Source organism: Nocardia sp. NPDC001965 (genome assembly GCF_053594175.1).
The window spans coordinates 54,458-66,115 of record NZ_JBSFDZ010000023.1 but is presented as its reverse complement, the minus strand read 5'-3'; the positions used below and the strand labels follow the sequence as shown (position 1 = coordinate 66,115).

At 68.3% G+C, this 11,658-nt stretch carries 11 protein-coding genes; 6 read left to right on the top strand and 5 right to left on the bottom strand.

The window, feature by feature from the left end; all coding sequences use genetic code 11:
* Positions 1-20: 20 nt before the first annotated feature.
* Positions 21-923: a ribokinase gene (locus tag ACWCPQ_RS26000; RefSeq protein WP_449903388.1), complete on the top strand. Its 903-nt coding sequence runs from the start codon at positions 21-23 to the stop codon at positions 921-923.
* Between the two features lie 210 nt (positions 924-1,133).
* Positions 1,134-2,351 carry an RtcB family protein gene (locus tag ACWCPQ_RS25995; RefSeq protein WP_449903386.1) on the top strand — a complete coding sequence of 406 codons (1,218 nt, stop codon included), beginning with the start codon at positions 1,134-1,136 and terminating at the stop codon, positions 2,349-2,351.
* A 77-nt stretch (positions 2,352-2,428) separates the two neighbouring features.
* On the opposite strand, the gene ACWCPQ_RS25990 is transcribed toward ACWCPQ_RS25995, so the two are convergent.
* The gene (locus ACWCPQ_RS25990) at positions 2,429-2,998 is read right to left on the bottom strand and encodes a hypothetical protein (protein WP_449903385.1); all 570 of its coding nucleotides are present in this window, start codon (positions 2,996-2,998) and stop codon (positions 2,429-2,431) included.
* 359 nt (positions 2,999-3,357) lie between these two features.
* Here ACWCPQ_RS25990 and ACWCPQ_RS25985 point away from each other — a divergent pair, with 359 nt between their 5' ends.
* Complete coding sequence (locus tag ACWCPQ_RS25985) at positions 3,358-3,879, top strand: DoxX family protein (RefSeq protein WP_449903383.1); 522 nt, start codon at positions 3,358-3,360, stop codon at positions 3,877-3,879.
* 66 nt (positions 3,880-3,945) lie between these two features.
* Here the strand turns inward: ACWCPQ_RS25985 and ACWCPQ_RS25980 are convergent, their stop codons facing one another.
* Positions 3,946-4,701 (bottom strand): SDR family oxidoreductase, encoded by a 756-nt coding sequence (locus ACWCPQ_RS25980; RefSeq protein ID WP_449903380.1) that lies wholly within the window; start codon positions 4,699-4,701, stop codon positions 3,946-3,948.
* Between the two features lie 102 nt (positions 4,702-4,803).
* Here ACWCPQ_RS25980 and ACWCPQ_RS25975 point away from each other — a divergent pair, with 102 nt between their 5' ends.
* Positions 4,804-5,721 carry a helix-turn-helix transcriptional regulator gene (locus tag ACWCPQ_RS25975; protein WP_449903378.1) on the top strand — a complete coding sequence of 306 codons (918 nt, stop codon included), beginning with the start codon at positions 4,804-4,806 and terminating at the stop codon, positions 5,719-5,721.
* Here ACWCPQ_RS25975 and ACWCPQ_RS25970 read toward each other — a convergent pair.
* Complete coding sequence (locus tag ACWCPQ_RS25970) at positions 5,708-6,691, bottom strand: hypothetical protein (RefSeq protein WP_449903376.1); 984 nt, start codon at positions 6,689-6,691, stop codon at positions 5,708-5,710. The genes ACWCPQ_RS25975 and ACWCPQ_RS25970 overlap by 14 nt on opposite strands.
* Positions 6,692-6,946: 255 nt before the next feature.
* Between ACWCPQ_RS25970 and ligD the strand changes: the two genes are divergently transcribed.
* Positions 6,947-7,909, top strand: a complete 963-nt coding sequence (gene ligD / locus ACWCPQ_RS25965) for a non-homologous end-joining DNA ligase (RefSeq protein ID WP_449903373.1) — start codon at positions 6,947-6,949, stop codon at positions 7,907-7,909.
* Positions 7,910-7,939: 30 nt separating this feature from the next.
* On the opposite strand, the gene ACWCPQ_RS25960 is transcribed toward ligD, so the two are convergent.
* Complete coding sequence (locus ACWCPQ_RS25960) at positions 7,940-8,692, bottom strand: isocitrate lyase/PEP mutase family protein (protein WP_449903371.1); 753 nt, start codon at positions 8,690-8,692, stop codon at positions 7,940-7,942.
* 93 nt (positions 8,693-8,785) lie between these two features.
* On the opposite strand from ACWCPQ_RS25960, the gene ACWCPQ_RS25955 reads away from it, so the two are divergent.
* Positions 8,786-9,568, top strand: coding sequence for a Pr6Pr family membrane protein (locus tag ACWCPQ_RS25955; protein WP_449903369.1), 783 nt, complete (start codon positions 8,786-8,788; stop codon positions 9,566-9,568).
* Here ACWCPQ_RS25955 and ACWCPQ_RS25950 read toward each other — a convergent pair.
* Positions 9,492-11,597, bottom strand: a complete 2,106-nt coding sequence (locus tag ACWCPQ_RS25950; RefSeq protein ID WP_449903454.1) for a RecQ family ATP-dependent DNA helicase — start codon at positions 11,595-11,597, stop codon at positions 9,492-9,494. The two genes, ACWCPQ_RS25955 and ACWCPQ_RS25950, sit on opposite strands and share 77 nt — an antisense overlap.
* Between the last annotated feature and the right edge of the window lie 61 nt (positions 11,598-11,658).

Below are 11,658 nucleotides of genomic sequence, written 5' to 3'. Positions count from 1 at the left end.
CACCGCGCTAGGTTCTCTCCGTGACCACTCCCCTGATCGCCGTACTCGGCAGTATCAACATGGATCTGGTGACCACCACCGATCGCCGTCCCGATCCCGGCGAGACGGTGCTGGGCCGGGGTTTCACCATGGTTCCCGGCGGTAAGGGCGCCAATCAGGCGATCGCGGCGAGCCGCGCCGGTGGCCGGGTGTTGTTCCTGGGCGCGATCGGCGACGATGTGTTCGCCCCGCGCTTGCGGGCGGTTCTGGCCGATGCCGGGGTCGATACCACCGGGTTGCGCACGCTCGCGGGGCCCAGCGGGGTCGCCGCGATCGTGGTCGACGCCACCGGTGAGAATTCGATCATCGTGGTCGGCGGCGCCAATGCCGGGTTGACCGGCCTGAGCGCCGGGGATCGCGCCGCGATCGCTGCTGCCGATATCCTGCTGTGCCAGCTGGAGGTCCCGATTCCCACCATCGCCGAAGCGGTGTCCCACGCCCGGGCCAACCACACCACCGTCGTCATGAATCCCTCACCGGCGCAGCATCTTTCCGCTGAATTGTGGAGCGGGTTGGATGTCGCGATCGTGAACCGCGGCGAGGCCGGGGAGCTGGGCGCCACCCTCGACGGAGTACCGCATGTCGTGGTCACGCTCGGTGCGGACGGTGCCCGGCATCGAGGCCCGGACGGTGCGCAGACCACTGTCACCGGGCCCGCCGTCGAGGTCGTCGACACCACCGGTGCGGGCGATACCTTTGCCGGTGCGCTGGCCGTGCACTGGTCACAGGGACCGGCTGCGGCGATGCGTTTCGCCTGTGCCGCCGGCGCGCTGGCCACCACGACGCTCGGCGCCAGCGCCGCTATTCCGGCGCGCGCCGAGATCGAGGCCGCGCTGGCGACCGGCTCGCGCGGCACACACGATCGAGGCACGCGGCAGAGGTGATCCCACCGGGATGCACGGCGCGGGCTATTCCATCCGAGCATCCCCGCTCTTCCCCGATATCGCCTGCGCCACGGTCCGATTCCCCGGCGCCTGTCGTCGGCCGGCCGGGTATTTCCGCCCGGAATAATTCGAATGCCTTCCCCGGCCCGGCGGCCTACCGTTGATTACGGCGGCGGATATCGGTCCGCCCCGAATGGAAGGATCGCGAGAATGTTTCCCGTCGAGCTGTCCGGTACCCGGGCACGGACGTTGATGTGGGCCCATGAGCACGATATCGATGCGGCGGCACTGCAACAGCTGCGCAATATCGCCCGGCTGGAATGGGTCCACGGCGTCCGGGTCATGCCGGATGTGCACCTCGGGAAAGGCGCGACGGTCGGTTCGGTGATCGCCATGCGTGATGCCGTCGCACCGGCTGCGGTCGGGGTGGATATCGGCTGCGGGATGGAAAGTGTCCGTACCGACCTGACCGCCGCCGATCTGCCCGACGATCTGCGCACCGTGCGGTCGGCCATCGAGGCTGCGGTGCCGGTCGGTTTCGCCGCCCACCGGCACGCCGTCTCGGTGAACAAGCTGGCACCGGGGCCGTCCGGGGTGGCCACCGCGACCCTGCGCACCGGTTGGGACCGGTTCTGGTCCGCGTTCGGCGATCTCGACGAGGCGGTGGCACCGCGGGAATCCAAGGCACACAAGCAGATGGGTTCCCTGGGCGGCGGCAACCATTTCATCGAGATATGCCTGGACCAGGACGATCAGGTATGGATTCTGTTGCATTCGGGCAGCCGCAATATCGGCAAGGAAATCGCCGAGCGGCATATGGCGGTGGCCCGCGCGCTACCGCACAACCGGAATCTGGTCGATCGTGATCTGGCGGTGTTCCTGGCGAATACGCCGGAAATGGCGGCGTACCGGCACGACCTGAACTGGGCCCAGGAGTACGCGGCCCGTAACCGCGCGGTCATGCTGGCACTCGTGTGCCAGGCGGTACGGGAGCAGTTCCCGACCCGGGAAGTGCGATTCGATACACCGATCAGCTGCCACCACAACTATGTGGCCGAGGAGACGATCGACGGCGTGCCCATGCTGGTGACCCGAAAGGGCGCGGTCCGGGCGGGTGCGGGCGATATGGCGCTCATTCCGGGCTCGATGGGCACTCGTTCCTATGTGGTGCGCGGAAAGGGCAATCCGGATTCGTTCCGGTCCGCCTCGCACGGCGCGGGCCGCCGGATGAGTCGTAACGCGGCGAAGCGGCAGTTCAGCGTGGCGGATCTGATCGCGCAGACCGAGGGTGTGGAATCGCGTAAGGACGCGGGTGTGGTGGACGAGATCCCGGCCGCATACAAGAACATCGACGATGTGATCGATGCCCAGCGCGATCTGGTCGATGTGGTGGCGACGCTGCGTCAGGTGCTGTGTGTGAAGGGCTGAGGAGCGCTCGGGTCTCCCGGGTGCCGGGTGGGTTCCGGACCATCCGGCACCATCGGGGCGCCACTGCGGCGCGATGCTCAGCGAGCGAGCCGGTGGCGGCGCGTCGCGGCGATGATCCCGACCCCGGCCAGCAGGACACCGAACAGCAGTACCACTCCGCTCGACAACCAGGTGTGCAGCGCCCGGGCCAGGTCGCTGGGCAGTCCGGGCACCGCCGAGATGAGCCGGTAGGTCTCCCGCGGCGCGGCGATCTGCACGACGGCGGGGGCGATGCCCCACACCAGCCCGGCGGTGACCCCAGCTGCCGGTGTGGATATCGCGAGTCCCGCGACCACCAGCAACAACAGCGCGCCGAGCGCCGACTGCGCGGGTGTGGACCAGCGATCTCCGCTGTCCCACCAGCGCCCGCCGGTCACCGCGCCGTTGGCGGCGATACCGAGTGCCACCGGCGTGATCACCATCGCGAGTAGTGACAGCGATGCCGAGCGCCGCCACCGCCCCGGATCGCGCCGGGGGTGGGCAGATCCCGATCGTTCGTCCCGGTCGGCCGGCCGGGATTCCGCGGCTTTGTTTCCCGACCGCGTACGCGGGGCCGGATCGGCTGTGTGCCGCCGCGGGTTCGGGGGCTGTTCGACTCCAGTGGTCATACATCTGCTCCGGGTCTTTCGACGGCCGCGGCGGGGCGCCGCGCGATGGACGCACCGCGCCCTTCGTATACCGAGGTTCATCGACCAGTACGACGGGTGAGCGGACGACACCGTCAACCGGTGGCGAACAGTCGGCCGACACCACGCGCCGTCCGCGATCTCCGCCCTCTACTACCCGGCCCGTGGGCCGTAGGGAGTTCGGGCGACGGAGTCCGCCGGAGCCCCTGGTCACGGCGCTGCCCGAACTTGCCGTTGACTAGTTATCAGTCGATGCATACTCTTACTGTTGTTATCAGTCGATAACAACAAATTGCCCGGCGGCGCCCGGCCGGACACGACTCCCGCTTCGGAGGATCCACATGTTCGACACCCTGATGCTGTTCGTGATCCCGACGCTGGTGCTGCGTCTACTCGGCCTGATCGGCGTACGCCGGTTCACCACCTGGCAGGTGAGCGCCGCACACGGGCTGGCCTTCCTGTTCACCATGACCGGCATCGCGCATTTCGCGCCCGATTCGGTCACCGTGATGCCCAGCCACGACGATCTGGTGACCATGGTGCCGTCGTTCGTCCCGTTCGCGGACTTCGCCGTGTACGCCACCGGCGTCCTGGAACTGGCCGGCGCCGTAGGCCTGGTGGTGACGGGCACCCGCCGCTGGGCCGGACTCGGGCTCGCGGCGCTGCTGGTGATCATGATCCCGGCCAATATTTATGCGGCCCTGAACGATATTCCGCTCAACGGCGACGCCGCCACACCACTGTGGTTCCGGATCCCCGAGCAGATCGGGTACTTCGCGCTCGCCCTGTGGGCCGGTGGGTTACTGCCCGCGTTGCGGCGGGACCGCGAACCCGCGGCACTCACTGTGGTGGCCGTGCACTGAAGCCACGAGCGGATCGGTCCCGTCCTGTCCGGAATCCGGGTGCGACGGGACCGATCCACCGGAGGCTCAGCCCTGCTGCGTCGGCACCAGGATCAGTTCGGCCACGTTGAGCCTGGCGGGCACCGAGGTCGCGAAGGCGACGGCTGCGGCGATATCTTCCGGCTCCAGAATCGTCATCTCGCTCCGCCAGCGTGCCAACTGGGCCTGCTGCTCCGCCCCGCGCATACCCGCGCCGAGTTCGGTCGCCACGAAACCGGGTTCGACATTCTTCACCCGCACCCCGCGCGGTCCGAATTCGGCGCGCAGGTTACGGGTCAGATGCGCCACCGCGGCCTTGGTGGCGGTGTACACCGCGTATTCGGGGAACACCGCATGCCCACCGACCGAACCCACCAGCACCAGATCGGCCGGCCGGCCTTCGCGGCCGGCCGCCAGCAGATCGTCGACGAACGCCCGGGCGGTGTAGAGGAGCCCGGTCACGTTCGTCCCGACCATCTGATCCCATTCGCCGGTATCGGCGGATTCGAAGGGCGCGCCCAGCATCACTCCCGCATTCGCCACCACCAGATCGACCGAGCCCAGGGCCACACGCACTGTCGCTGCCGCATCGCGCACGGAATCCCGGTCGGCCACATCGGCCACCACCGCGATCGCGTCTCCGCCGATTTCGGCGGCCAGCTCTTCGATGCGCTCCTTACGACGCCCCAGTACTGCCACTCGGGCACCGTCGGACGCCAGCCGGCGCGCCGTAGCGGCGCCGATCCCGCTGGAAGCTCCGGTGACCACCGCTACCCGGCCGTTCAGTTTCTCGTTGCTCGTCATGTCCACCACATTCGGCCCGCACCGGGCGCGCTACCAGGTCGCGGACTTCCTGGTAGTCACAGGGCCAGTCAGCCGCAACCATCGGCTCCTACCCTGGACAGCATGGATTCGGACAACCGCCTCGGCACCTTCCTGCGCGCCCGCCGCGAATTGGTCCGGCCGCAGGATTTCGGGCTGCCCGGCGGCGGTCAACGGCGGGTGGCCGGGCTGAGGCGCGAGGAGATAGCGCTGCTCGCGGGCGTAAGTGCCGACTACTACATCCGCCTGGAGCAGGGCCGGGACAAACACCCCTCGGAACAAGTGGTCGCCGCATTGGCCCGGGTATTCGCACTCGACGACGAAGCGACCGCACACCTGCGAGAACTCGCCCGGCCCGCGCCGGCCCGGCCGAAACGACCGCGACGACCCGAGCGGGTGGCGCCCGGGCTGCTCCGGCTCATGGATATGTGGGAGCGCACCCCGGCCCTCGTCCTGGGCCGGAGCCTGGACGTCCTGGCGGCCAATCCGCTGGCCGCCGCCGTGAACGCCTGCTCGCTACCCGGTATCAATCAGGTGCGGATGGTTTTCCTCGATCCGCGGGCCCGGCAGGTCTATCCCGAATGGGAGTCGATCGCCGCCGATACGGTCGCGAGCCTGCGCGCCACCGCCGGTACCGACCTGGACGATCCGCGACTGACCGAACTCGTCGGTGAACTGTCACTCAAGAGCGAGGATTTCCGGCAGCTGTGGGCGCGCCACGACGTACGGACGAAAACCGCCGGGGTGAAACGGTTCCACCACGAGATGGTCGGCGAACTGACTCTCGCCTACGAAAGTTTCACCGTCAACGGCGCGCCCGGGCAGACGCTCATCGTCTACCACGCCGAACCCGGCTCACCATCCGAACGCGCGCTGTCGCTCCTGGGCAGTCTGACCGTCGACGAGCCACCGAACCGGCCGGCCTCGCCCACCACGATCGGTGAATTCCGCATCACTCGATATGAAGCCGCATCGCCCCGGCAAGCATTCAAGAACCCGTAATTTCCGACTCCAGTAACGGACCGGACCGGGAATGGCGCCGGATATCGGGCCATTCAGCGCCCATGATCATGCGGTTTTCCCGGATCTCGGCCAGCCGGTTCAGTGCTCCGCTGATCGCCGGTTCACTCAGTCGCAGATCCTCGAGCGCCGCCCGCAGTTCTTTCGGATCCACAGCGTCCACGGCGCGCAGGATGTCGTCGTCGAGTGGTTCACGGCGATAGGCGGCAACGAAGTCGGATCGGATCCCGCCCCTGGGATCCGGTGCTTCGGGAAACGTCAAGCTGTGGTCGATTGCGATAACGTCCCCGGCGGGGCCCGTCCGGAAGTTCTGCCAGACTCGGTCGGAATTGGCCATGATGTAGTCGAGGACTGCCATCTGCTGTCGCTGGGTAGGCGAGTAGGACAGAATCCCGACGGAAACTGTCGATTTTACCCACTCCTGTATCGAACCCCGTCCGTACGGTCCGTCCGTCAGCGCGGTGGGCGGAATGCGGTCGAAGCCCAGCAGCTGGTCCAGGCGAAACGCCGCCACTTCCCGGGCCGCTTGAGACCCCGGTTCGGTGGGAATCCCGATCCGCATATTTCGCTCACCGCGATTCGGCTTGTAGATGAATTTCCCCACCGCGGATTTCAGTTCGTAGAACGGATGGGGTTTGCCGAGGACACCTACCGGCCGGCGCCGATAGAGCGTCGAGTTCTCGGGGTGCTCCAATTCCACACTACGCAAAGCGATCTCGGCCGCCGGTGGCCGATACCGCGACGCCGGTTCCGCGCTCGGCGACCGCCCGGCCCGGCCCCGCGTCAGATTGATCTGACCGGCGCTCTCGCTGTCCACTTCCGTGTAACGGCGAATACCGCCGAGCGCATCGCCGGTATTCGTGTAGAAGCGGCCCACCCCGGCGGTCAATGTATCGGCGACACCGCGCGCACGCGTGGTGATCACATCGAGAACGCCGGGGATTCCGGGCACGCCCCTCATCCACACCACCAGCCAGAATCGGGCCCCAAGGGCACATCCTCGTCCGGCGTACCCGCTTCACCGTGCCGTCTCCGAGCAAGACCTGTCACCGGCCATCGACCCGCCATCCGGAACCCCATTTACCTGGTCCAGGAAATGCCCGGTCCAGCACGAAAATAGCACATTTCCGGCGCCGGCTCGGCCGTCCCGTCCACGGAGCCGGCTCGCCAACCGGACGGATCGGATTCCGGCGGCTAGGGTCGAACCATGGCTGGCGGCGCGGGCGCGGCGGTGGAACTGACGGTCGGGGAACGCGAGGTTCGTATCTCCAACCCCGACCGGGTGTATTTTCCGGAATCCGGCGCGACCAAACTCGATCTGGTGCAGTACTACCTCAGTGTCGGCGACGGGATCGTCAACGCGCTGCGTGAGCGTCCCTGCATGCTGCATCGTTTCCCGAAAGGCCTGCCGGGCGGAAAAGTCCACCAGAAACGGCTGCCCGCGGGAGCGCCGGACTGGGTGTCCACCGTCCGGGTATATTTTCCGCGCTACGGTCGGCACGCCGACGAACTCTGTGTCGGCGAACTGGCGGAGGTCATCTGGGCGGTCCAGATGTCGACCGTCGAATTCCACCCGTGGAACTCACGCCGCGCCGATACCGAGAGCCCGGACGAATGGCGGATCGATCTCGACCCCATGCCGGACTGCCCGTGGTCCCGGGTACAGCGGGTGGCCGGCGTGGTCCACGAGGTGCTCGACGAGATCGGTGCGGTCGGCTGGCCGAAGACATCGGGCGGCAAGGGTTTGCATGTCTACGTGCGGATCGCGCCGGACTACGGCTTCCAGCAGGTGCGCCGGGCCGCGCTGGCCTTCGCGGAGGAGGTCCGCCGCCGGGCTTCCGATGATGTGACGACCACCTGGTGGCGGCGCGACCGCGATCCGGCGCAACTGTTCATCGACTACAACCAGAACGCTCGCGACCATACGCTCGCGGCCGCCTATTCGGTCCGCGGTAACCCGGCGGCGACGGTCTCCACCCCGGTGGACTGGGACGAGATCGACGATATCCATCCCCGCGATTTCACCATCGCCACCGTTCCCGAGCGGTACCGCCGCCTCGGTGATCTGCACGCCGGTATGGACGACGCGGTATTCGATCTGGGACAACTGATCGAATGGGCCGATCGCGACGAGGTGGATCTCGACGAAGACCCCGGCCCGGAGTCCTGACCGACCCGGCACCGTGCTCCGCAGCCCGGTTCACTGCCAGGGTTCGAGCAGCCTTTTCGCCTCCGCCGCGAGCGCGTACTGCAGGAACGGCCCGAAACTCACTCGCGCCGCACCGGCTTCGGCGAAATACGCCTTGTCGCCTTGTTCCGGCAGCGTGACCGCATTCACCGGCAACGGCAGTTCGGCGCACAGCCGGCTCAGCACCTCCGGGCCGTAACGGCCGACCGGATACAGCACATCGGCGCCCGCCGCGGCCGCCAGCCGCAACCGGTCGATCGCCGGGCCGACCAGCTCGGCCGGGTCGCCGGACGGGGCGAGCAGCAGGTCGGTGCGGGCGTTCACGACCACATGCACACCGGTATCGTCGGCGGCCTGCCGCAGACGGCCCACGAGATCGGCGTGCTCCTGCGGCTCGCGCAGCCGGCCGCCCTCCTTGTGCACGGTGTCCTCGAGATTGAACCCGACCGCGCCGGCCTGCAACAACCCGTCGATCAGCGCCACCGGTTCGACCCCGTAACCGGATTCGAGATCCACCGAGACCGGTATATCCACCGCGGCGGTGATCTCCCGGACGCGACCGAGTACGTCGGCGAAGGCCATCCCCTCCCGGTCGGCTTTGCCGACCGAGTTGGCGAGCGGATGGCTGCCGACGGTGAGCGCCGGAAAACCGGCCTGCCGCACCAGATCCGCCGACCAGGCGTCCCATACCGTGGGCAGGATCACCGGGTCGCCGGGGCGATGGAGTTCGAGGAATGCGGTGGCCTTCTCGGGCAATGTGGTCACCACACCGATCCTGCCGCACCCGGGCGCGAGTTCGTACCCCCTTGTCGCGTGTCGCCGTGGCGCGCGCTCCCACCGGCGGCAATATGGGCAGGTGTGAACGTGCGCACCGGCTCGGCGGGTCACGGCGGTGCGGTGGATATCACCGCCCGGGTCTGCCATCTCGTGATCGCCCTCGTCATCACCGCCGCGTTGGTGACGCAACTGGCACTGCTGTTCACCGGTGGCGCGGACGCGAATTCCGGACGCGCGGACCCGGACACCGGTATCGCGACGAGACTCGTACGGCTCTTCAGCTACTTCACCATCCAGAGCAACCTGTTCGTACTGGTGGTTTCGGCCGGACTGGCGAGGCGGCCCGATCGGGACGGCCGGCTCTGGCGGGTGCTGCGGTTGGATGCCCTGCTGGGGATCGTGATCACCGGTCTGGTCTTCGCGCTGATACTCGCCGACGAGGTACATCTCACCGGCGCGGCATGGTGGGCGAATCTCGGCTTCCACTACCTCGCACCCTGGGCGACCCTCGCGGTGTGGCTGGTGTTCGGACCCCGGCCGCGGATCGATCGGGATACAGTCGCCGCGGCGTTCGTCTGGCCGGTGGCGTGGATCGGATACACATTCGCCCACGGCGCCGTGACCGACTGGTATCCGTATCCGTTCCTGGACGCCGCCCGGAAGGGATACGCGACCGCGCTGTTCAACACCCTGCTGGTGGTCGTTGTCGCGGTGGTGCTCGTCGCCGTGTTCGCGCTGCTCGACCGGCTCCCCACCGCCACCGGCCGGCCGGAGCCGGGCCGGGAGATCAGGCCGGGGTCGCCAAGGCGAACGGAAGAACGGCCGGAGCACCCGCCCGGCGCAGCGCCCACGCCGCGACGGTGAACGTCCAGCCGGTATCGGTGAGGGTGTCCACCAGCAGGATCGGACCGTCCGAGCCGCCGAGATCGGGGATCTCCCACGCATCGTGCAGGGCGGCGACCCGGTGGGCGGAATTGACGGCGGATACCGGCGGCCGGTCGGGGCGGGTGTGCAGGGTGCCGAGGTTACGGAGCCGGCCGATTCCGGCGAGACGCTCGGCCAGCGAACCCGTGAGCACCGGGTGGGTGGGCGATTCCAGCGCCAGCACCGCGGTGGGCCGCACGGCCCAGTCCCATTCCCGCAGTACCGGAATACAGGCGTCGACCACTTCGTCCGGCACCGGAGCGTCGGGACCGTCGAGGATCGGGCGCAACCGCCGACCCCAGCCGAGCGAGTTCAGCCGGCCCAGGACCCGGCCGGTCTCGGCGCCCGCGGAGATCTTGCCCGACAGCGATACCCCGAGTTTCGCCATCCCGGTCGGCCATTGCTTACGGGGCGCGAGATCGATACCGGGACGGTCGAGCCGGGCCCGCGTGGCATCCACGGCGGCGGTGTCGACGGTGGTGTCGCGGTGCTCGCCGGTGCAGTTGTCGCAGCGGCCGCAGGCACCGGTACCGGGTGCCGCGGCGTGCAGCGCCGGATCGTCGAGTTGCCGCCGCAGGAATTCCATCCGGCAGTCGGTGGTGCGCTGGTAATCGAGCATCGCCTGCTGTTCGGCGGTGCGCGCGGCATCGAGCCGTTCGTAACGGTCGGCATCGTAGGCCCAGGGCTCGCCGGTACCCAGCCAGCCGCCGCGGACCCGGCGGACCGCGCCGTCGACATCGAGCACCTTCAGGACCATGTCGAGGCGAGAGCGGTTGAGCTCGACCAGGGGCTCCAGCGCCGCGGTGGACTGTGGGCGCTCCCGGTCGAGCGCTTCCAGAACGGAACGGACCACATGTTCGCGGGGGAACGCCACCGAAGCGAAGTAACTCCAGATCCGGGTGTCCTCGGGCCCGGGCAGCAATACGACCTCGGCGCGTTCGGTGGCTCGCCCGGCCCGGCCGACCTGCTGATAGTAGGAGATGGGCGACGACGGGGCGCCCACGTGGACCACGAACCCCAGATCGGGTTTGTCGAATCCCATCCCCAGCGCGGAGGTGGCTATCAGTGCTTTGACATCGTTGTTCAGCAGGGCCGTTTCGAGTGCCTCCCGTTCGGCCGGATCGGTCTGCCCCGTATAGGCGGCGACCTTGTGACCGTGCGAATTCAGCACATCGGCGAGATCGTGGGCTCCGGCGACGGTCAGCGTGTACACGATCCCCGATCCCGGCAACCGGTCCAGATGACCGCTGAGCCAGGTGGTGCGTTCCACCGCGTCGTCGAACCGGACCACCGACAGATGCAGGGAGGCGCGATCGAGGTCGCCGCGCAGAACCAGGGTGTCGGTACCGATCTGCCCGGCCACATCGGTCACCACCCGGTCGTTGGCGGTGGCGGTGGTGGCCAGCACCGGCACCTCGCTGCCCAGGTCGGCGATGAGGGTCCGGATCCGGCGGTAGTCGGGACGGAAATCGTGCCCCCAGTCGGAGACACAGTGCGCTTCGTCGATGACCACCAGACCGGCGTCGGCGGCGAGCCGGGGCAGCACCTGATCCCGGAAATCGGGGTTGTTCAGCCGTTCGGGACTGACCAGCAGTACATCCACCGAACCGGCCGCGACCTGCTGATGGATCTCGTCCCATTCCGTGACGTTGCCGGAGTTGATGGTCGCCGCCACCACCCCGGCGCGCTGGGCGGACGCGACCTGGTTGCGCATGAGGGCCAGCAGCGGCGACACGATGACGGTGGGTCCGCGCCCCTGGGCGCGCAGCAGCTTCGCCGCGATGAAGTACACCGCCGATTTACCCCACCCGGTGCGCTGCACCACCAGTGCGCGGCGTTTACCGACCACCAGCGCTTCGATCGCGGTCCACTGGTCGTCCCGCAATCGCGCGTCCGGCCCGGCGAGCTCCCGCAGGAGCGCTTCGGCGTGCTCGCGTAGTCCGCCGGCGACTTCGCCGGCCCCGCCCATGGTGCTGCCCGGTGCTGTCGTCATGGCGCCCATCCTGCCGCAGGCCACCGACACCGGCAGC